The 21,470-nt window shown below is 46.8% G+C and carries 22 protein-coding genes; 10 read left to right on the top strand and 12 right to left on the bottom strand.

Annotation, left to right across the window (positions count from 1 at the left end; all coding sequences use genetic code 11):
* Positions 1-298: 298 nt before the first annotated feature.
* From FRZ54_RS02045 to gltX, 6 genes are all read right to left on the bottom strand, one after another.
* Entirely contained in the window at positions 299-613 is a 315-nt protein-coding gene (locus FRZ54_RS02045) for a hypothetical protein (protein ID WP_147029990.1), read from the bottom strand.
* 31 nt (positions 614-644) lie between these two features.
* Positions 645-956, bottom strand: a complete 312-nt coding sequence (locus tag FRZ54_RS02040) for a hypothetical protein (protein WP_147029989.1) — start codon at positions 954-956, stop codon at positions 645-647.
* On the bottom strand, positions 953-1,123 hold the full coding sequence (locus tag FRZ54_RS24315; RefSeq protein WP_187359725.1) for a hypothetical protein: 171 nt from the start codon (positions 1,121-1,123) through the stop codon (positions 953-955). The genes FRZ54_RS02040 and FRZ54_RS24315 overlap by 4 nt, the downstream gene beginning before the upstream one ends.
* 397 nt (positions 1,124-1,520) lie before the next feature.
* Positions 1,521-2,213 (bottom strand): OmpW/AlkL family protein, encoded by a 693-nt coding sequence (locus FRZ54_RS02035; RefSeq protein WP_147029988.1) that lies wholly within the window; start codon positions 2,211-2,213, stop codon positions 1,521-1,523.
* Positions 2,214-2,417: 204 nt separating this feature from the next.
* Positions 2,418-3,290, bottom strand: coding sequence for a neutral zinc metallopeptidase (locus FRZ54_RS02030; protein WP_147029987.1), 873 nt, complete (start codon positions 3,288-3,290; stop codon positions 2,418-2,420).
* A gap of 168 nt (positions 3,291-3,458) precedes the next feature.
* Positions 3,459-4,979 carry a glutamate--tRNA ligase gene (gene gltX / locus FRZ54_RS02025; protein WP_147029986.1) on the bottom strand — a complete coding sequence of 507 codons (1,521 nt, stop codon included), beginning with the start codon at positions 4,977-4,979 and terminating at the stop codon, positions 3,459-3,461.
* A 410-nt stretch (positions 4,980-5,389) separates the two neighbouring features.
* Between gltX and FRZ54_RS02020 the strand changes: the two genes are divergently transcribed.
* Together FRZ54_RS02020 and FRZ54_RS02015 are read left to right on the top strand one after the other, a co-directional pair.
* Entirely contained in the window at positions 5,390-6,598 is a 1,209-nt protein-coding gene (locus FRZ54_RS02020) for a sensor histidine kinase (protein WP_147029985.1), read from the top strand.
* A complete protein-coding gene (locus tag FRZ54_RS02015; protein WP_147029984.1) occupies positions 6,588-7,097 on the top strand; it encodes a DinB family protein in 510 nt (169 codons plus the stop codon). Before FRZ54_RS02020 ends, FRZ54_RS02015 begins: the two co-directional genes overlap by 11 nt.
* A gap of 129 nt (positions 7,098-7,226) precedes the next feature.
* On the opposite strand, the gene FRZ54_RS02010 is transcribed toward FRZ54_RS02015, so the two are convergent.
* Positions 7,227-7,604 carry a DUF6249 domain-containing protein gene (locus FRZ54_RS02010; RefSeq protein WP_147029983.1) on the bottom strand — a complete coding sequence of 126 codons (378 nt, stop codon included), beginning with the start codon at positions 7,602-7,604 and terminating at the stop codon, positions 7,227-7,229.
* 259 nt (positions 7,605-7,863) lie between these two features.
* Here FRZ54_RS02010 and FRZ54_RS02005 point away from each other — a divergent pair, with 259 nt between their 5' ends.
* The 3 genes from FRZ54_RS02005 (at position 7,864) to FRZ54_RS01995 (ending at position 10,527) form a co-directional block, all read left to right on the top strand.
* Complete coding sequence (locus FRZ54_RS02005; RefSeq protein ID WP_147029982.1) at positions 7,864-8,445, top strand: RNA polymerase sigma factor; 582 nt, start codon at positions 7,864-7,866, stop codon at positions 8,443-8,445.
* The gene (locus FRZ54_RS02000) at positions 8,442-8,960 is read left to right on the top strand and encodes an anti-sigma factor (protein ID WP_147029981.1); all 519 of its coding nucleotides are present in this window, start codon (positions 8,442-8,444) and stop codon (positions 8,958-8,960) included. Before FRZ54_RS02005 ends, FRZ54_RS02000 begins: the two co-directional genes overlap by 4 nt.
* 574 nt (positions 8,961-9,534) lie before the next feature.
* On the top strand, positions 9,535-10,527 hold the full coding sequence (locus FRZ54_RS01995) for an IS110 family transposase (RefSeq protein WP_147029980.1): 993 nt from the start codon (positions 9,535-9,537) through the stop codon (positions 10,525-10,527).
* A 477-nt stretch (positions 10,528-11,004) separates the two neighbouring features.
* On the opposite strand, the gene FRZ54_RS01990 is transcribed toward FRZ54_RS01995, so the two are convergent.
* The 3 genes from FRZ54_RS01990 to FRZ54_RS01980 form a co-directional block, all read right to left on the bottom strand.
* Positions 11,005-11,997 (bottom strand): IS110 family transposase, encoded by a 993-nt coding sequence (locus FRZ54_RS01990; RefSeq protein WP_147029980.1) that lies wholly within the window; start codon positions 11,995-11,997, stop codon positions 11,005-11,007.
* A 274-nt stretch (positions 11,998-12,271) separates the two neighbouring features.
* Positions 12,272-12,937 (bottom strand): ligase-associated DNA damage response endonuclease PdeM, encoded by a 666-nt coding sequence (gene pdeM / locus FRZ54_RS01985; protein ID WP_147029979.1) that lies wholly within the window; start codon positions 12,935-12,937, stop codon positions 12,272-12,274.
* 299 nt (positions 12,938-13,236) lie between these two features.
* Positions 13,237-13,761, bottom strand: coding sequence for a YfiT family bacillithiol transferase (locus tag FRZ54_RS01980; protein WP_147029978.1), 525 nt, complete (start codon positions 13,759-13,761; stop codon positions 13,237-13,239).
* 499 nt (positions 13,762-14,260) lie between these two features.
* Here FRZ54_RS01980 and FRZ54_RS01975 point away from each other — a divergent pair, with 499 nt between their 5' ends.
* Positions 14,261-16,060: an FAD-dependent oxidoreductase gene (locus FRZ54_RS01975; RefSeq protein ID WP_147029977.1), complete on the top strand. Its 1,800-nt coding sequence runs from the start codon at positions 14,261-14,263 to the stop codon at positions 16,058-16,060.
* 5 nt (positions 16,061-16,065) lie between these two features.
* On the opposite strand, the gene FRZ54_RS01970 is transcribed toward FRZ54_RS01975, so the two are convergent.
* Positions 16,066-16,593 (bottom strand): GNAT family N-acetyltransferase, encoded by a 528-nt coding sequence (locus tag FRZ54_RS01970; RefSeq protein WP_147029976.1) that lies wholly within the window; start codon positions 16,591-16,593, stop codon positions 16,066-16,068.
* A 69-nt stretch (positions 16,594-16,662) separates the two neighbouring features.
* Between FRZ54_RS01970 and FRZ54_RS01965 the strand changes: the two genes are divergently transcribed.
* The 3 genes from FRZ54_RS01965 (at position 16,663) to FRZ54_RS01960 (ending at position 19,787) form a co-directional block, all read left to right on the top strand.
* Positions 16,663-19,065, top strand: a complete 2,403-nt coding sequence (locus FRZ54_RS01965; RefSeq protein ID WP_147029975.1) for a prolyl oligopeptidase family serine peptidase — start codon at positions 16,663-16,665, stop codon at positions 19,063-19,065.
* A gap of 71 nt (positions 19,066-19,136) precedes the next feature.
* On the top strand, positions 19,137-19,301 hold the full coding sequence (locus FRZ54_RS24310) for a hypothetical protein (RefSeq protein ID WP_187359724.1): 165 nt from the start codon (positions 19,137-19,139) through the stop codon (positions 19,299-19,301).
* A 6-nt stretch (positions 19,302-19,307) separates the two neighbouring features.
* The gene (locus tag FRZ54_RS01960) at positions 19,308-19,787 is read left to right on the top strand and encodes a nucleotidyltransferase (RefSeq protein ID WP_147029974.1); all 480 of its coding nucleotides are present in this window, start codon (positions 19,308-19,310) and stop codon (positions 19,785-19,787) included.
* Positions 19,788-19,852: 65 nt separating this feature from the next.
* Here FRZ54_RS01960 and FRZ54_RS01955 read toward each other — a convergent pair whose 3' ends face one another.
* Positions 19,853-20,821 (bottom strand): YeiH family protein, encoded by a 969-nt coding sequence (locus tag FRZ54_RS01955; RefSeq protein ID WP_228462603.1) that lies wholly within the window; start codon positions 20,819-20,821, stop codon positions 19,853-19,855.
* A gap of 140 nt (positions 20,822-20,961) precedes the next feature.
* On the opposite strand from FRZ54_RS01955, the gene FRZ54_RS01950 reads away from it, so the two are divergent.
* The gene (locus FRZ54_RS01950; protein WP_147029973.1) at positions 20,962-21,381 is read left to right on the top strand and encodes a hypothetical protein; all 420 of its coding nucleotides are present in this window, start codon (positions 20,962-20,964) and stop codon (positions 21,379-21,381) included.
* Positions 21,382-21,470 lie beyond the last annotated feature (89 nt).

Here is a 21,470-nt window from a genome sequence, read left to right as displayed (position 1 = left end):
ATCAACCGGATACACCTACACTAACCCCGGCCTTAGTGTAACTCCTGGTACCCTGCCGAACACTTACATACCCACTTCATTGGTATACAGCAAATTAACGAAAGCCCGCAAAAGGCAATGTCAGATCACGACCGGTCAAAAAATAGCAACATAAAGCAACTAAAACCCGGTTATAACCCGTTGCCTGCTTTTTCTACGGGTTAAACGGGCTTCGTGTAGCAAAGTTTGTGCAGGGTGGAAAGTGGGGGCGGTTGGGCGTGGCACACCAATGTTGTTAGGTTAAGCAGCCTCATTGCATTTAAAGTTGCTTAGTATTGTTCACCACTTCCATAAATTCAGCAAGGGTAATAGGTGAGTTGGCCACCTCGTCAGTGTACTCAACAGACTCAAACTCATGCCAGGTGGGATCAATTCTGAAATCGAAAAAGGGTAGAAATAACTCCGGCAGCTTCCAATCTTCCGCGTAAAACCATTCGCTCCAAATCAATTTGGATTTTATAAAGCCTTCTAATTCGGATAAGTTAACATTATCCGGATTGGTAAAGATGACAAAATCGTATTTCTTATAGTTCCCGCTGTTACGATAAAGGTAGTGGAATAGGATGTTTGGCATTCGCGCAATCTAACAAATCGGATAAATATTGTCAATCGGATGCTAACAGCTTTTCGCCCTCTATAAATTGCTCGTCCCAATTTTGCATGTATTCATGCCAAACTTCAGCATCTAATTTACTGGCATTTTCCAAACCTCTGATGCCCCTTTCTCTCAGCTTCGGGTCGAGACTTGCAAAGTTTCCCAAACGCCTCGCAACGGACCCGGGTGTACGGTCGAGTAATTCAGCCAGATCGATAACATCCGCGTTGCGCGAATGCATCTGCCCGAATGGAATTTTACAATACAGGTTTATTGCTAAAATAGATTCTTCTTTGGTCCAAAGCCGTTGGCCTTCTTTCATTGCTGGTCAGGTTCTACCTCTAAAAATACATATTTACATTTAACATTCAGGCATTTGCTTACCAGCATCTTCAGGTTGGTATGATAAAAGTCGGCAAGTAGCTCTGCGCGTATGCCGCAAATTGGGCAAGTGGTGGGCTGGTCGGTTATATAATACATATCTAACATGACCCAATGTACGCAGTTGTCCGATTCCAATCATTCGGCTATAAGTGAACTGTAGACAAAACGAGCGCGGGGTAGACAGAAAAGCGAGCCGGGGTAAAAGCGTGAATGACGGTTTAGCTTTTGCTATGCGCGGAGCGCTACAAAAGCGTAAAGAACCGGCAGAGCGGGCAGAAGCTTTTTTCTGTCTTGATCTTTTGGTTACTTTTGGATCAAGCCAAAAGTAACAGGCTCCGCGCCAATTGAGCGGGGTGATCAAATCATTTTCCGATACATACTATCAACGGCTGAATGCTAAAAAGACCATAAAAGTTTCGCGTGGAGGATGGCACGCCTATCCAAAAAAAGCCCCGCCGCAAACGGGCAGGGCCTATAAACATTAGGGTAAAAAAAATAGCTCTTATTTGAACCGGTAACCTACGCCAACGCCCAGTAACCAGGGGTTTATTTTTACCGCAGCGGGTATATTAGCCAGAACGGGCGCCAGTTGGGGGTTTTCGGCTGGTGTAAGGTTGGCAGCGTTAACGGTTACGTCGGTTGATAGGAAAACCTTTTTAACGTCGACGTTGATAAATACTTTCTTGCTCACATCAAAGTCGAACCCGCCCTGTACGGCAAACGCGAATTTGTCTTTATAACTTACCTTGCTTACGGTTGGGCCATTGTTTACGCCGTAAAATATGGTGTAGTTTACACCTGCACCCAGGTAGGGTTTAAACGCGGTACCGGTGGGCAGGTGGTATTGCAGCGTTAAGGTTGGCGGCAGCAGCCAAACCTTGCCCAGGTTTACACTGGCCGACGACGGACCGCCTATAGCCGAAAGGTTGGAACCAACGGTACTTACCGAATGCCGGGTAGTACCCAGTATCAGTTCGGCCGAAAGGTTTTTGGCGAAAAAGTAAGTGAAATCAAGCTCGGGGATAAAGGAGTTATCGATACTGACGTTACCGCCGATAACGCCGATGGTGGCGCTTTCCTGCGGTACAACTGCAACACCGCGAAGGCGAATGTCGAGTTCGCCTTTATCCTGTGCGGTGCAGGTTAAACTGAAAAAAAATGATAGGGTTAGTGCGGATAAGAATAGCTTTTTCATGCGTTGTTAATTTTAAATTATGGCGCAAAATTATCCGCGGTAAAGGCAACTAAAATGACACCGGGCACAGCCGGGCATGATAGTTATCATTAAATAGAAGCTGGGATCAGGGCAAAAAAATGAGTTGTTTTTTTAAGTCGTAAGTCCCGGGTTCTAAGTCTTAAGTCGTTTACCCGATCAGACTTCTGACTCCAGACTTGGGACTTACTTTAACTCCTGTGCGGTAAACACATCGGCCTGCTCCAGATCGCCGGTGCGGAAGCCTTTGTAAAGCTGGTTGGCACGCTCGCTGATGTCGGCATAATGGTAGGTATCAATAACGTTCACGTCGTCCTTTTGGTCAAGGTTGTCGCTAACTTCGGTAGCCTGTATAATGGCCAGTTCGGCATCGCCGCCGTCCATGTTCTTCTTCCAGGCATAGTGCATCAACACCCCGGCGTAATAATCGGCCAGCAGTTCCTGCTTGTAAAGCAGTTTTTGGTATTCGTCGCTGCTCAGGTGGTCGCGCTGGTCCTCAACTTTGCCGGTAATGCCAAGCAATTGTTCAATATGGTGCCCTGTTTGGTGGGCAATGGTATAATATTGGGCCAGGTCGGTAAAAAGCGGGTGACTTTTTTTCACGGCTTTAAAAAATGATAGGTCAATGAACATCTGGCGGCTGTCGGGGCAATAGAACAAGCCGGCGGATGGCAGGGCGGCGCCGCATTCTACCGATGTAACGGTATCCTCAAAAAACTGCAGCGATGGAGCGGTATATTTTTTACCCATCTTTTTGAACAGGCGGTCCATCACCTCGTTATTGCCGGCAATAAGTTGCTCGCTCGATTTTTTGAACGGATCGGCAGTCAGTTCGGCGTTTAGCGCAGTAATACGATCGGCTTCTGTATCGGTGTTCCCGGTGTTGTGCGCGGCGCTGAACAAACTGGTGGGGTAGGCGGCCGCTATCAGATAAATGGCCAGCAGCAGCAAACCTGCAAAGCTGCCCGCCAGGGCAAACGCCCGGCGTTTTTCAATTTTGTGATCCTGGTTTTTATTGGGTTTCTCTTGCCCGCCACTTCTTTTTCCAAACCTTTGCATAGCTATCTGTCGTTCTGTCGCCCGTAAAACAAAGGGATTAGGTAAATTGTTTCAAAGGCGCTGGTAAATCCAGTTGCAAAGATACGGTAATAGCCGCAGCGCACAAGTAAAAATAAGATTACATACCTATACGTCAGCTTTTTGTGCAGCGAGGGTTAATTTTTTGTACTAATTTGAAAATTCGGCCAGCGCTTTTTCTATGCGGGCAATAGTTTCCTGCTTGCCCAGCAAAGCAGCAATATCGAACACATGCGGCCCGAATTTGCCCCCAACCAGCATAATGCGGAACGGCAGCATCAGTTCGCCTGCTTTAATGCCGTGCTCCTCGGCCAGCGCCTTGAACGATTGTTCCAGCTCGGCGCCTGCCAATCTTTCGGTATTGCCCAGCATGGTCATAAAGCCTTCAAAAAAAGTGGTTTTGGCATCGGTCCATTTAGGTTTAACGGCAGCAAGGTCATATTCCCCGGGCCGCTCAAAAAAATACGCCGACTGCTGGTAAAAATCGGGCAGCAGGGTACAGCGTTCCTTCACCAGGTCGATAACCTTTAGCAGCAAGGCATCGTCGGCCACAACAACACCCTTTTCCTCTAATATTCTTTTGACTTCTGACTTCAGACTTCCGGCTTCCGACCTCTTTATCCATTCCGCATTGAACCATTTGGCCTTTTCAAAATCGAATTTCGCTCCGCCCTTGTTTACCCGGTCGATAGAGAATTTGTGTACCAATTCGTCCAGCGAGAATATTTCGTCGTTGGTGCCGTCGTTCCAGCCCAGCATTACCAGCAGGTTCAGGAATGCTTCGGGCAAAAAGCCAAGCTCGCGGAAACCGGGTGTCATCTCCCCGCTTTTTTCGTCGAACCAGTTCATAGCATACACCGGGAAACCCAGCCGGGCGCCGTCGCGCTTGCTCAGCTTGCCGTGGCCGTCGGGCTTCAGTATCAGCGGCAGGTGCGCCCATTGCGGCATCGCCTCTTTCCAGCCCAGGTATTCCCACAGCAGCAAATGAACCGGCGCCGATGGCAGCCATTCCTCGCCGCGGAAGGCGTGGGTAATATCCATCAGGTAATCGTCTACCACCACGGCAAGGTGGTAGGTAGGCATGCCGTCGGCTTTCAGCAGTACCTTGTCGTCGCTTTCGCTGGTATTAAAGCTTACGTGCCCGCGTATCATATCCTCAAAGTGTACCGTCTCATTCTCGGGCATTTTTATGCGGATCACATGCGGCTCGCCGTCCTTCAGCAGCTGGTCAACCTGGGTTTGCGACAGCGTTAACGAGTTGCGCAGCGTATCGCGGTATGCATGCCCGTACTGAAAATTAGGTATCTCTTTGCGGTTGCGGTCCAGTTCTTCGGGGGTATCAAAAGCATAGTAGGCATGGCCCTGCATTACCAGGCGCTCGGCATATTCGCGATAAATGGCCTTGCGTTCGCTCTGGCGATAAGGTGCGTAATGGCCGCCGGCAATAGGGCTTTCGTCGGGGATCAGTCCGCACCAGTTAAGGCACTCCATAATGTAATCCTCGGCGCCGGCTACATAACGGCTCTGGTCGGTATCTTCGATACGCAGCACGAAATCGCCGCCATGTTTTTTGGCGAACAAGTAGTTGAACAATACCGTGCGTACACCGCCCAGGTGCAGTCCGCCCGTGGGACTGGGCGCAAACCTTACTCTTACTTTTTTAGCTGACATGAGGATGCAAAGGTACGTTTTAGCCGGGAAGTGTGAAAAGTTTTACCCCGTCTTGGTTTTTACCCCTCCCGGCCTCCCCTGATTCCAGGGGAGGAGTTTTTAACCCCGAACCCACAACCGGCTCTCTCCCTAAATTTAGGGAGAGATGTCGACGAAGGAGACAGAGTGGGTAAAATAACGCTGTCTTACCCCTCCCGGCCTCCCCTGATCCCAGGGGAGGAGTTTTTAACCCCGAACCCACAACCGGCTCTCTCCCTAAATTTAGGGAGAGATGTCGACGAAGGAGACAGAGTGGGTAAAACAACCACAGCCTGTCTTCGCACTTATCACAACTTTTCGCTTAATTTGGATAGAATTTAGATATTTAGACTTTCGGACTTTGGCGGACTTCCCGACTTCCGGACCAACTCATGAACCCCTACGCGCAGCAACGACTCTGGAAATACTTTTTACTGGCTTTTGCCCTCGTAATTGCTTTCGGCTCGTTGCTTTACACGGGCTACCTGGTAAAAAATATCAAAAAATCGGAACGTACCCGGGCTGAAATGTGGGCGCTCAGCATGAAGCAGATCACGGCATCAGACGATAACGATTTCCTGAACTATGTGTTCACCGTTCGCGACAGCCTTAGCGTGCCGGCCATGATCGTAGACAGGCAGGGCGATATTATTACCACCAAGGGCCTTGATTCCACCAAAACTTACATTAAACTGCCCGCGGTGCCTGGCGTTAAAAACGCCAAAAAATATGATCCGGCTTATTTCCAGGGCGAACTGGACGCCATGAAGTCAGAACATGCGCCGATAAGCCTCAAGGTTTTTGATAACGACTGGTACGTTTATTACCACGATTCGTTCGTACTTACCCAGCTCAAAATTTTCCCTTATGTGCAGCTTTCGGTCATTGCCATTTTCCTGCTGGTAGCTTATACGGCGTTCAACACCTCGCGCAAATCGGAGCAAAACCAGGTTTGGGTGGGGCTTGCCAAGGAGACGGCCCACCAGTTGGGTACGCCTATCTCGTCGCTGATGGCATGGACCGAGCTGATGAAGGAAAAATTCAATGCCGAGGACGATCCCCTTATAGCCGAAATGGAAAACGATATTCAGCGGCTTGAGATCGTCGCCGACCGTTTTTCGAAGATCGGTTCGCAACCGGTGCTGGAAGGGCATGGCGTATACGATGTGGTGAAGGATTTTGTCGATTATTTTAAGGTGAGGGTGAGTAATAAGATCAGCTTTGAGATACAGGGCAACCGGACTTTAAAGGCAGGGATGAACATACCCTTGTTCGATTGGGTGCTGGAAAACCTGTTAAAGAACGCGGTGAACGCCATTGATAATACGGGCAGTATCAAAGTGGAAATTTCCAGCGGCAAAGCCCGCAGCCAGGTTTATATCGATATAACGGATAGCGGCAAAGGTATACCACGGTCGAAGTTTGAGACGGTTTTCCAGCCGGGCTACACCACGCGCAAACGCGGCTGGGGGCTTGGCTTGTCGCTCACACGCCGTATGGTGGAAAATTACCACAAAGGACAGATATTTGTAAAGGATTCTGAACTGGGCAAGGGAACCACTTTCAGGATCGTATTAAAAAGCATAAAAGATGATACATAAACCGCAGCCCGGCGAATATGCGCCGTTCGCCAATACCTATGTGAGCCTGGTACACACCACCGATGTACTGGAGCTGATGGAGAGTTTAAAAGATTCCACCTACAAGCTTTTCAGCAGCATGAGCGAGCAACAGGCCATGCACGCCTACGCCGAAGGCAAATGGACGCTGAAACAGGTGCTGGGCCACATGATAGATACCGAACGCACATTTGCCTACAGGGCCTTCGTATTCTCGCGCGACAGCACCGAACTGCCGGGTTTCGACCAGGATATTTATATGAGCAACACCGATTTCAATAGCCGCTCCATCCGCGAACTGGCTGAAGAATTCAGGCTCGTGCGGGCGTCCAACCTTCACCTGTACAACGCCTTTACCGAAGAACAGCTATTGCGGGTAGGCATCGCCAGTAACCACCCGGTAACCGTAAGGGCGTTGGTTTATATGACCGTAGGCCACGAACTGCACCATTTGAATCTGATACGGGAGCGTTATCTTTAAAAATGAACAACCCTTTTTGCGCCAAAGGCGGAGAGAGGGTCGACAAGCGCAGCGATGTCGGGGTGAGTAAACAAAAAGGTTCTGACCAGAAGCCAGAACCTTTATCCTTTCACCTCTTATCAATTACTCTTATTGCTGTTCAGTCAGTTTATCGCTTTCTTTCTTTTCAATGCGGTATGAAGCAAATAATCCCAGGCCACCGCATATTGCTATCAGCGAAAAGTAAACAGCGGGGTTACCATCGTAATAATCAGTTTTGAAGGCCAGCCTGTCGAGCAGGAAAGCAAGAAACAATCCCGAACCAGCGCCGATAAGCAATAATCCCCATTTTAAAGTATGGTAAGGCGCTGATTGTGGCTTATACTTGCGCGGGTCCATGCCGCGTTCTATCATTGCCATTCTTTCGCGTTTGTACAGGTAAACTATTCCGAATATCATTGCGAAGAAGCCGAGCGAAATAATAATTCCGCACATTATCCCAAGGTTCGCAGTATCCATATTTTCCATGATTTTTAATTTTTTTAAGTTAATATTTTTTTCTTTTTCAAACCACCCATTCCGGTGTATTTGTAAGCTATGACGACATGATTTTTGAGCAGGTTACACCTTTTTTTAAAAAAGTTTGCCGAGGCGATCTTAAGTTTGCGGTTGGCGTTATTTCCCGTCCTTATAGAATCTTGTGTCAACTAAAAACTGCAAACTAAATAAAGTATATTTACATAAAGCTGTAACCCGTGCACGCGAATAGTAGTCAGAGATGTTGTAAATGCAAAGCAAGCTTTCGGATATAGAGTTAATAGAACAAACCCTGGCGGGTAACCAGGCAGCTTACGCCGACCTGGTAAAGCGCCACCAGCGTTTTGTTTTTACGCTTGCCATGCGTTTCAGTAAAAGCCGCGAGGACGCCGAGGAGATTGCGCAGGATTGTTTTATAAAGGCATACCGTTCATTGGCATCTTTTCAAAAGCAATCAAAGTTTAGCACCTGGCTGTACAGCATTGTTTACACTACGGCCATGACCTTTCTGCGAAAGAAAAGAGTGGATACCGATTCGATAGACGATGAGAATACTTATATTCAACTTGAAAATCAATCGTCGGGCTTGAATAACGATGTGGCCGAAACAAGATCGCGGTCACATTATTTGAACCAGGCTATCGGGCAGCTGCTGCCGGACGATGCCACGATCATTACCCTGTTTTATATGGGCGAACAATCGCTGGACGAGATAGGGCAGGCACTGGGGATGGAGGCTAACACTGTAAAAGTTAAATTATTCAGGGCCCGCCAGCGGCTTAAAGAAAAGCTGGAGAAGAATTTAAAAGGAGAAGTTAAGGAGTTGATATGAACACGATAGAAGAAAGACTTTGGAACTATATCGATGGCAGCTGTTCGGAGGATGAACGCAAGGCTATTGACATACTTATCGAAAAGGACGCCGCCTGGCGCGCAAAGTTCGAAGAGCTGATGAATTTTGATCAGCAACTGGTAAAAATGGAAATGGATGAGCCATCCATGGGTTTTACCTTTAAGGTGATGGAAGGCATTCGTGCGGAACATGCCCTGCAGCCCCTTAAGGCCGGTATCAATAAGAATATCATCAAATTTATAGGTGGCTTTTTTATCGTTACCATAGTACTAATGGTAATCTATCTGTTTGTCACCGTACCCGTTGGTCATGTCAATTTGTCAAAGGAACTGACAGATAAAGTGAAGTTGCCGCAAGGGATCGATCTGTCGGTTCTGAAAAATTACATAAACGGCTCTGTTGTGCTTAAAGTGTTCTTCGTGTTTGATACCATACTTGCCCTCTTTCTCACCGACGCCTACCTGCGCCGTAAAAGGCTTTCAAAGCAGGTTTAACTGGAAAAAAAGTGTATGGGAAATGGAACACAGTGTCACCAAAAAGAAACACTAAATAGTGGACACTCAGGAAGGTTAAGCTCAATGAATAACAGCTAAACAAAAAAATAAAGCAATGGATAATTATGGTATAGTAATTGCGTTATAGTATCTGAACTGGTATCCTACCAGTTTAATTGTGATAAGGTTTAGGTTGAAAGCCCCCAAACAGCAAGTGTGAGGGGGCTTTTATTTTGCCCACGATTTTCCTTGATTCTTAAACATTAATTAAACAAAGACTCTCGTTACAGGTGGCGGTAGCGTAGACTCACCTTTGGTTTAAAGGATGTCCAATTACTTAGATATTGCTATTATTAAAATTGGGGGTTTCTAAGGGGGGTGTTAGCAAACCAGAGTTATTGTGGAAAGTTATTATAAAAGGCAGGGTGAACTTTTCGACTCACTAGCTAAGCGCTTATCGGGGTAATAGTCCCTGCCTTTTATGATTGCCTAAGGCCCAACTAGAATACTTTCTTTGCGACAACAAAGGTGATTGGCAAAAGGCAATTTATTAACGTATTTAAAGGATAAACGTATGAAAAGCTGGAATGTTATTTTAGGTGTTGACGTGTCTAAGTTAACGCTCGACATCTGTTGTGCAGAACGGAACCTGCACATCAAGATTGATAATTGCTCCAAAGGGTTCACCATACTTAAAAAATGGTGCAGGACCAATGAGATAGACCTGAACCAAACGCTAATGGTGATGGAATATACCGGTGGTTACGAATACCGTTTCATGCAGTTCTGCGAGTCGTTATCTATTTCTTATAGCCGGATACCTGGTTTGGAGATCAAACAATCAATGGGTATGACCAGGGGTAAAAGCGACCAGGCTGATGCCTTCCGTATCGGGCAATATGGCGAAGAAAAAAGTAAACGTCTGAAGCCTTCAAAACCACTGGATAACAATATATTAAAACTGAAGCAGTTGCTATCATTCCGTAAAAGACTGGTTCGTGAAAAGGCGGGGTTGGAAAGCACGGTTAAAGAAAGAGGGCATATGTATTCCATGAAGAAAGCAGATACAGTTACTCATATTGCTCAGTCCAAAATAAAAGCGGATAAAAAATACATAATCGAGGTAGAACAGGAGATCATGAAAGTAATCAAAGGCGACGAATCGATGTTATTAACCTACCGGATCATAACCAGTATTAAAGGCATAGGGCCGGTCAATGCATGGATGACCATAGCCTACACCGAGAACTTTACCAGCTTTACAGATGCGCGGAAATACGCAGTATATGTGGGAGTGATTCCGTTTGAGCACACTTCAGGCACGAGTATCAAAGGACGAAAGCAGGTAAGTCATCTGGCCCACAAAGGGTTAAAAAATGAGTTAAACCAGGCAGCCAAAACAGCAATAGCTCACGATCCGGAACTCAAGGCTTATGCAGAAAGAAAGCTTGAAAATAAATGTTACCCATTAGTATTAAACAACGTTAAATTCAAGCTGATCCTTAGAATGTTTTCATTAGTGAAAAGAGGTGAATTGTATGCGCAAAACTATAAGAGAGCAGCATAAAAAGAACTTTTTTCTGATAAATTTGCATATATGGTAAACCTAGAATACCCCGACATCGTTACACTCGTCGACCCTCTCTCCGCCTTCGGCGCAAAGAGGGTTGGTTTATTCTTTCTCTTATTAATTCCGTCCTTAAGTCCAGAATAGAAACGAATTTTCTAATTAAAGAAAAAACAAAATAACCCTCTTTACCGCTCGCGGACTCACCCTCTGCACCCTTTTTCCGCAAGAGAGAGAAGGTCTTTAAAAAATAAACGAAAAGCAAACAACCCTCTTTACCGCTCGCGGTAGAGAGGGTTGTTTGCTTTTCGTTTAATAGATAATACGTCTCTATACAGCATATAAAGGCGGAATTTTTTGATTAGAAATCTACCCAACCCTCTTTGCGCCGAAGGCGGAGAGAGGGTCGACGAGCGCAGCGATGTCGGGGTATTCTAGGTTTACCATATATGCAAATTTATCAGAAAAAAGTTCTTTTTATGCTGCTCTCTTATAGTTTTGCGCATACAATTCACCTCTTTTCACTAATGAAAACATTCTAAGGATCAGCTTGAATTTAACGTTGTTTAATACTAATGGGTAACATTTATTTTCAAGCTTTCTTTCTGCATAAGCCTTGAGTTCCGGATCGTGAGCTATTGCTGTTTTGGCTGCCTGGTTTAACTCATTTTTTAACCCTTTGTGGGCCAGATGACTTACCTGCTTTCGTCCTTTGATACTCGTGCCTGAAGTGTGCTCAAACGGAATCACTCCCACATATACTGCGTATTTCCGCGCATCTGTAAAGCTGGTAAAGTTCTCGGTGTAGGCTATGGTCATCCATGCATTGACCGGCCCTATGCCTTTAATACTGGTTATGATCCGGTAGGTTAATAACATCGATTCGTCGCCTTTGATTACTTTCATGATCTCCTGTTCTACCTCGATTATGTATTTTTTATCCGCTTTTATTTTGGACTGAGCAATATGAGTAACTGTATCTGCTTTCTTCATGGAATACATATGCCCTCTTTCTTTAACCGTGCTTTCCAACCCCGCCTTTTCACGAACCAGTCTTTTACGGAATGATAGCAACTGCTTCAGTTTTAATATATTGTTATCCAGTGGTTTTGAAGGCTTCAGACGTTTACTTTTTTCTTCGCCATATTGCCCGATACGGAAGGCATCAGCCTGGTCGCTTTTACCCCTGGTCATACCCATTGATTGTTTGATCTCCAAACCAGGTATCCGGCTATAAGAAATAGATAACGACTCGCAGAACTGCATGAAACGGTATTCGTAACCACCGGTATATTCCATCACCATTAGCGTTTGGTTCAGGTCTATCTCATTGGTCCTGCACCATTTTTTAAGTATGGTGAACCCTTTGGAGCAATTATCAATCTTGATGTGCAGGTTCCGTTCTGCACAACAGATGTCGAGCGTTAACTTAGACACGTCAACACCTAAAATAACATTCCAGCTTTTCATACGTTTATCCTTTAAATACGTTAATAAATTGCCTTTTGCCAATCACCTTTGTTGTCGCAAAGAAAGTATTCTAGTTGGGCCTTAGGCAATCATAAAAGGCAGGGACTATTACCCCGATAAGCGCTTAGCTAGTGAGTCGAAAAGTTCACCCTGCCTTTTATAATAACTTTCCACAATAACTCTGGTTTGCTAACACCCCCCTTAGAAACCCCCAATTTTAATAATAGCAATATCTAAGTAATTGGACATCCTTTAAACCAAAGGTGAGTCTACGCTACCCTATCGCTATCACCTTATCCTTCAGCACCCCGAATATCTTATCGGTCTTTTGATGCCTGATGGCTACCCGGCCGGTGAACCTGCCAAAGGACGGCAACACGGCCTGCCTGTCGCCGAAGGCGAAACAGGGCAGCGTAACGCTTTGCCGCCCTTTACCCGAAAGATGTACGCCTGGATGGATGTGCCCGCAAAAAGCATAGGCTTGGGCAGTTTCCAGCTTAGCTTCGGTAAGGGGGTGATGCAGCATCAGGAAGGGGCCGATATGCATATCGTCATGCAGGAAAACATCCAGGTCGATATAATGCTGATCATTTATTATATCGTGATTGCCGCGCACCAGGTGTATCTCCAGCTTTTTATGCTGCTGCCGCCACATCCTGAACCATTCCCAGTCGGCATTCATATCGCTGTGGAACAGGTCGCCCAGGAAGATGAGTTTTGCTGGTTTATGCTCATAGACCAGGTCGGATAACTCCGACAGGTCGGTTTGCTCCAGGTCGCGCGGCACGGCTATCCCCGCCTTGCGGAAATGGCCCACCTTTCCCAAATGTACATCGGCGGCTATCAGGGCTTTTTCCTGTTTCCAGTATATGGCTTTTTGCGGTAATAGTAAAAGGTCCTGCCCCAGCAGGTTAAAATCGAGTCCGGCACAGATCGTCATGGGGGCAAAAATAATGTTTTTTGATTGCACCGATTTCAAATGGTGAATAGTCAATGGTGAGTGATGAATATTGAATGGGCATATCGGATCAAAAATTCAATACTGACCATTCACCGGACTTCCCGACTTATGCGGACTTCCGGACTAACCTAAAACCTCTTTATCCTCTCCGTTATATGCGCTATTGACCCCTTATGTCATTTCGAATGAGCGCAGCGAAGAGAAAACTTATACGCCGGGAATGGCGCGCATGCATACTGTTTAAGATTTCTCACTTTCGTTCGAAATGACATCCCTTTTTAAAACCTTTTTATCGTCTCTGTAATATGCGCCAGATGGTGCTTGCCATGCCACGAGTACAGGGCCAGGTTACGCTTAAGCGGTATGGTAGCGCCGGTTTCGGGGTGAACGAAGGTGCGGTTCCATTGCTCATCGGTAAAGCTTTCAAACAAGGTCACCAGCCGCTGGTGTATACCTTCCAGCATTTTAAGAGAGGGTTCTATCGGCAGGCGGTAATCGGGCAATAGCGCCCAGTCGCCTTCTTCGTAGGCTTTGATGGTGGGGTTCTCTTCGGTAAGCGCCCATTTAAAGCGGATAATGGAATTCATGTGGCTGTCGGCTACGTGATGAACTACCTGGCGTATGGTCCAGCCGCCGGTGCGGTATTGCGTGTCAAGTTGCTCCTCGGTCAGCCTCAGTGTCACATTCCGCAGTTTGCCGGGCAATACCCTGATGTCGTTTATCCAGCCGTTCATGGCGTGTTCGGTATAGCTTACCGGCGGGGCGAATTTACCGATGGGGTACTTTGATTGTTCGTCTGTCATGGTTTCGTTTAGTGGTTGGCACAGCAAATTAATAATTTGTTGCCGATTTGGTGAAGTTGCGTTTAAACATGACAGAAGTAAGACGATATGCCGTCGCTTTTTCTCACATAAATTTAGTCCCGCCGCGTACTCATCAATTGCAAGCGTGCGCGAAAGGCCATGAGCCGTAGGCTCTACCTGTTTGTAGAAAAATAATGAATAATGCATATGCCTCGTAGAGGCTACCGATCTGCTACATAGGTAACAAGTTTCTTTCCCGCGTCACAAATGGCGCTCAAGGGTAGCCCCTACGGGGCAAAGAATCTTGTTTCCCATTTGCTGCAAAGCGGTAGACCCTATGGGTCAATGAAAATATGCCTGACGAAAAAATGGAGGTGTACAATGGCTAAATCTAATAGACAGGATGGCTCGCAGTCCCGCCATACAATAAAAACCCGATTAATTTTCGGTTAGGCAAGCTTTAACCTATTTTAGCGTTTTAGTGCTGTTGATTTAAACTATGCTCAAAAAAATACTTATCCCCTTATTACTGTTTATTTGCTCATTTGCCAATGCCGAAACCATCAAAACCGATGTGCTGGTTATCGGCGGCGGTGCGTGCGGCGTGGCGGCGGCCATACAAAGCGCGCGCAGCAAGGTAAAAACCCTTTTGGTGGAGCCGGGGCCCTGGCTGGGGGGCACCATGACGATGGGCGGGGTATGTGTATTGGAGGGTAACCGCGACTTACCGTCGGGTATATGGGGCGAATTCAGGCGCAGGGTTATCGATTATTACCGGCCCCGGCTGGGATATGATACTTCGCAAAACGCCACGCTTCGGTTCGAGCCCAAAACCGCCGCCGAGATCCTGAAAAAGATGACGGATACGGTAAAAAACCTCACCGTAAAATTAAAGACACCCTGGACAACCATAAAAAAGGACGGCACCGGCTGGGAAGTGGAGATCAGGGTAAACGGCGAAACAGTTACAGTAAAGGCCAAAGTTGTAGTGGATGGCACGGAGACAGGCGAAGTAGCGCTGAAAGCCGGCGCTCAGTTCGTGACCGAAACGACCAACGTAACCGAAAAAGCATCCGACGAAATAGGTGATATTACCTGGATAGCCATTATCAAGGATTTTGGCAAAGGCGCCGACAAAACCATACCTAAACCGGATGGATACGACCCGGCTTTCTACAATTACTTTAAGGGCAAGGATATCAAACAGATGCTGAAGGCCATCGAGATACCCAACGACAAATACATGCTTAACTGGCCGCAGGGCCATATCAACCCCAGCGATCTGAAACCCGAAAACCAGGATCAGCTTTATCAAAAGGCCAAATTGCGTACGCTCGGCCTGTTATATTACCTGCAAACGCAGCGAGGTTTTAAAAACCTTGGGCTGGACAACCAGTTTGCAACGGGCGATCATTTGGCTTTTATACCCTATATCAAAGAGAGCCGCCGGGTAAGGGGTATGGTGCGGATGGTGCAGGATGATATTTTAAAACCTTACAGCCGCGAATCAAAACTGTACCGCACCTCGATAGGTGTGGGTGAAAGCTTTTATGATAATTCGTTCGCGCTTACTTATGCGGCAAGCCCGCGCGACCTGACGATAGAATATCATTCGCCTTATGCCATACCGCTGGGGGCGATAGTTGTAAAGGATCTTGAAAACCTGCTGGTGACCGAAAAAGCGATAGCAGTGACCGACCTGGTGAATGTAAGTACCATGTACCCGTCGGTACAGATGACTTTGGGGCAGGGTGTTGGCGCTACGGCTGCTTACTGCGCTTTTTTTAAAACCACCACCAGGCACCTGAATGTGCGCGTGATACAGGGCGAAATACTCGATTTTAAAGGTTACCTGGTACCGTTTACCGATATCTCCCAACATGACCCGCATTTCAGGGCCATCCAGCAGATATGCGCAACGGGTATGCTGAAGGGGGTACAAAAAGTGGACGGCAACTCCATTGAACTGGAATTTGACCCCGACGGCACGGTCAATACCGACGAGGTAAAGCCTGTATTGGACGAATTTTATACGCGCGCCTTTCTGTGGTTCGCTAAAGAAAAACCGGGCGACAAACTGACGCTGGGCAACCTTTTATATTTCATCAGCGATTATACCCTTACCGACCCGGAGACACTGGAGAATGCGATCGGCAAATCGTGGAAAACCCAGTTTAAACTACCCGGCGAACTGGATACCAAACGCCCCGCAACCAGGCTGGAATTTGCCGTGCTGGCCAACAGGTATTTGAACCCTTTCGGCAAAACGGTCGATATAACAGGCAAAGCTGTAAACTGACCTGCTTATCCTTTTTTCAGCATAGCGTACACATGTTCATCCATTACCTCGCCGTTTTTGATGACAGCATTCCTGGAAATGCCTTCTTTCACATACTCGGCTTTTTCAAGCACGCGCATGGAGGCGGGGTTTTTGCTTAATACACCGGCCTGTATGCGGATGATATCAAGCTTCTCAAAAGCGTAAGCGGTAACCAGTTTTACGGCTTCGGTGATGATACCTTTACCCCATAGCTCCTCGCTGAGCCAATAGCCAAGCAGGGCTGTCTTGCGGTAAACATCCTCGCGCGGCTCAAGACCGATGCCGCCAATTACTTTATCACCGATAGTAATGGCAAAATTTAACAGCGGCTCGGGCTGATCAAAGAGCCTGTCAACCCACCAGCTGGCAGCCTCCATGGTGTAAGGCGAAGGGAACCTGTCCAATAAATACATGGATATTTTAGGATTATCGGCATGTTTTTGCAGGGATATCTGATCGCCTTTTTTCCAGCCGCGTATAACAAACCCGTTACCTTTTAGTTCAGTACCCATTTAATTGCTAAAAGTAGTAATATTGCCTGTAGAGATGCAATGCATTGCGTCCCTGCTTTCTCAATAATTATGAAAAAAATCTTTACGCTACTACTGCTGGCGGCAACGGCCAATTGCTATGCCCAAAAATTAGATAAACTTACGGTCGAAAAGATCATGCGCGATCCGAAATGGATAGGCACGTCGCCCTCAAATATCTATTGGGGCGACGATAATAAAACACTTTATTTCGATTGGAGCCCTGATACCGGCCGCGAAACTTTGTACAGGATATCTGTTGACAATACCACCCCGGTTAGGGTGAGCGTTGCCGACCGCAAGGCGCTGTCATCAGAAAATGGCGACTGGAACAAAAAACACACGGTTAAGGTATATGAAAAGTATGGCGATATTTTTTTGTACGACGCTGCAAAAAACAAAAGCGTGCAGCTTACCTATACCACCGACCGGGAAAGCAATCCGCGTTTCAGCGGGGATAACAGCAGCATCCTGTTCATCAGGGGCGATAACTTATTCCGCCTGAACCCGGTTAGCGGCGAACTGGACCAGCTAACCAATTTTACCCATTCGGCAGCAGGTTCGCAGGCATCTGCGGGCAGGCATGGCAAACAGGCAAACAGCACGGCCTCCGCAAGCAGCCAGCAGGAAAAATGGCTGAAAGCGCAGCAGCTGGAATTGTTCGACATCATCAAAAAAGAAGATAAGGAAACCAAAGCCGATGAGGCCGAACGCAAGCAACTGGAGCCAAAAAAACTCAAAGAGATCAACGTCGACGATAAGCGTATCAACCGCCTGGGCATAAGCCCCGACGGCCGCTACATCACCTACCGGCTCATCACCCGGCCAAAGGATGAAAAACGCACCATTGTGCACGATTTTGTAACTTCTACGGGTTTTACCGAAGATATTGTGAACCGCGAAAAGGTAGGTGGGCCACAGTCGGTATCTGAATCGTTCATATTTGATACGCAAAAAGATACGGTTTACAGCCCGGTCATCAGCGATATCCCCGGGATAAAGGATATCCCGGCTTATATTAAGGATTACCCGAAAGAACTGGAAGAATACACCAAACGCAATGCCGACAGGGATGTGGTTATTGAAGGGCCCTTTTGGAACGAAGACGGCAAAAATGCCGTGGTAGTAATAGCTGCGGACGATAACAAGGACCGCTGGATAATGAAACTTGACCCGGCAACAGGGCACCTTAAACTGTTGGACCGCCAGCACGACGACGCCTGGATAGGCGGTCCGGGTATAGGCGGTACTTATTATGAAGGTAATGTTGGGTGGCTGGATAATACGCATTTTTACTTCCAGAGCGAGGCAAGCGGCTACTCCCATATTTATGTAACCGACGTAAACACCGGCGAGAAGAAACAACTGACGAGCGGCAAATGGGAAGTGCAAACCCTCGACCTTTCGAGGGACAAAAAGACCTTTTACTTTACTGCCAATATGGAACACCCCGGTGTAACCGATTATTACCGCATGCCGGTTACAGGCGGTACACCGGTCAAACTTACGTCGATGAAGGGGGGTAATGAAGTTACGCTGTCACCGGACGAGAAATGGCTGGCGATACGTTATTCCTACACCAATAAACCGTTCGACCTGTACCTGCAGCCCAACAAACCGGGCGCAAAAGCAGTCGAGTTGACCAACTCGGTGAGCGACGAGTTCAAATCGTACCCATGGCGCACGCCGGAGATCATTACCTTCAAAAACCGTTATGGCAGCGATGTGTACGCGCGGGTGTATGAACCTAAGACGCCTGATCCGGCTAAGCCGGCAGTGTTATTTGTGCACGGGGCAGGCTACCTGCAAAACGCTACCTACTCTTGGACGCACTATTTCAGGGAGTACATGTTCAACAACCTGCTGGCCGATAACGGCTACTATGTGATGGATATTGACTATACTGCCAGCGCCGGTTACGGGCGCGACTGGCGTACGGGTATTTACCGACACATGGGCGGCAACGACCTGAGCGACCAGGTGGACGGTGTAAAATATTTGATCGAAAAATATGGGGTGAACCCAAAACATGTGGGCATGTACGGAGGCTCGTACGGCGGGTTTATGACGCTGATGGCCATGTTCACCGAGCCGGATGTTTTTACATCGGGCGCAGCCATACGCTCCGTTACCGATTGGGCACATTATAACAACGGCTACACGGCAAATATCCTTAACCTGCCTTATACCGATGAAAAAGCTTACCGCCAAAGCTCGCCTATTTATTTTGCCAATGGGCTGAAGGGCAATTTGCTGATGCTGCACGGCATGGTTGACCAGAATGTGAATTTCCAGGACATTGTACGCCTTACCCAAAAGCTGATCGAGCTGCATAAAGACAACTGGTGGCTGGCTCCCTACCCGGTAGAAGATCATGATTTTCATCAGCCCAGCAGTTGGACAGACGAATATAAACGGATATTTAAGTTGTTCGAGGAGACGCTGAAGAAATGACGGCCGGTGTTCAAATGTTTTCTATACCAGCATCTTTTGCCTAAATTTGATATTATAAAAGCGCGTAAGAAATGAAAAAGAAAAAGGATTTGCCTGCCGGACCCGACCTGGAATTTTTGAAGGAAGGGTTGAAAAGGAGCTACAAGGAACGCTTCGAAATGGCTACGCGTTTGTACAAGGTTCAAATGACCATGAATAAAGCTTCAATTTTGCATAAGCCTTTTATCAGTAAATAAGTACTTGTGGATATCTTTGATGAAGAAATACTCAATTTCTGGAAGGCTCTCTATAATCATCACGTGCGGTATATTATGGTAGGCGGGTATGCCCTTAACCTTCACGGGTACCAGCGTTTTACCGGCGACCTGGATATATGGATAGACGACACATTGGAAAACCGGCGTTTGTTGCGTGAAACTTTTATAAGCTGCGACATGGGGGACTATGCAATGATAGAGACCATGGAGTTTGTGCCTGGCTGGACCGAATTTCATCTAAACAATGGCCTTCAACTCGATATTCTTACCGGCATGAAGGGGCTTGAGGGATATACGTTTGATGAGTGCTTACAAATGGCGTCAGTGGCGAATATTGAAAATATAGATATCCCGTTTTTGCACATCAATCAACTCATCGAGAATAAAAAAAAGGTTAATCGTCCTAAGGACAAGATAGATGTATTGGCTTTGGAGCAAATACGAAAATTGAGAAATGATTCTTAAACTTTAGCATACGTCCGTAAACGTCCTTCAAAAGCATTGTCGGCTAAGTGGTATTACGCCTTCCTTCAGGAAAACGTTATAATCACCCATAGTGATGTTACTGAAATAAGTCCCCAAAGCAAAACGCCTTGCAGCAAAGGCACTAACCCGACTGCCTTCAGGGTTTTGAATGACAAGCTGGTGCCTATCAAAAACAAGGTAAGTGTAAGCCCGGTTTTGGACACCGAAGTAATATAAGGTATTGCCGGTTTTATAAAAGGAACATAGGTATTTACGAGCATGGCAAAGACAAATAAACCGATAAAATAAGGTATGCTTATCTTGCTGCTCCCCGTTTTGAACAGCGCCGAAGTAAGAAAGGCTACCGGTATTATCCAGAGGGCGCGCGCCAGTTTCACTGTGGTTGCTACCTGTAAAGCCTGCTGCCCGTAGTGCGAGGCGGCCCCTACAACCGAACTGGTATCGTGTATGGCAATGGCGCACCACAAGCCAAATTGGTTTTGAGACAAGTGAAGCTTATGCCCTATCGGCGGGAAAAGGAACAGGGCGATGGAATTGAGGATGAAAATAGTTCCCATAGCCACGCTTATCTGTTTTTCTTTTGCCTGTATAACAGGCGATAAGGCCGCTATTGCGCTGCCGCCGCAGATGGCCGTTCCTGCCGAAATAAGGAAGGATGTTTTTTTATCTATCTTCATCAGGCGCCCGGCTACCAGGCCCACCGATAACACGCTGATGATGGATACGGATGTAAATAAAAACCCGCTTCGGCCCGCGCTTATAGCGCTGTGGATATTCATACCAAATCCTAAGCCCACGACGGCTATTTTGAGCAGCCACCCCGTTGCTTTGTGACTTGCCTGCGCAAACGGGTGTTCGATAATCTGTGCTAATATAATTCCAAGTAATAATGCCAATGGGGGATTGACAAACGGGAAAAAGCATAAAAATGCAACCGAAAGAAAAATTATTTTGCGGGCAGCGGGATTCATTGCAAATTTAAATCCGGCCGTTTTGGTGTAATGAGCATCCATTTTGTTAATTATTGAGTGCCACAAAATTGAGGATAGGCTTTCGGCAGGGCAAATTGTTTGTGCTGATGCCCCATTACTTTAAGTTATTGAAATGCCTTTTTGTCATAACCATTTATTCCTTGCTATCTTAGCGTTATAAAATGAGACCCCGTTTTTTGCTTTTGGTATTGATCTGCATGGGCTGTGGTAGTAAGCCCCGCGACAGGGATGTTGTGATAGCACTGACAGGCGACCATCATTCGCTCAAAATTTCAGGCTTTGACAGGGCCATTATCAATGAAATAGGCCGGGATACCAGCGACCAGGTGTGGCAAAGCTTATTGCCGGTTTACCGTATGCCACAGGATACCGATATGAAGGACTTTCAAAACGCGCAGCCCGGCCATTATAACATACAGGATAGTTTGGTAATGTTTACGCCTGATACCCCCTTCGCAAAAGGGAAAACCTATTTTTTGAGGCATTATAATTATAGTGGTTCGAAGGATGCCTGGCAATATGTTCAGAAAAAGAAAGGCACAGGCGGGGCAACCCATAAAGATTTGCTTTTTAGGTATTAAAGCCCTTGATTTTTAAATAATATTTCCTATATTTGCACCGTAATTTAAAGAATGCGAGGGGGCCGGAGCCCCCTCTTTTATTTTACCAA

The sequence above is a fragment of the Mucilaginibacter ginsenosidivorans genome (assembly GCF_007971025.1).
GTDB lineage: Bacteria > Bacteroidota > Bacteroidia > Sphingobacteriales > Sphingobacteriaceae > Mucilaginibacter > Mucilaginibacter ginsenosidivorans.
Note: the sequence above shows the minus strand (reverse complement) of the source record. Positions and strands in the feature narration are given on the sequence as shown.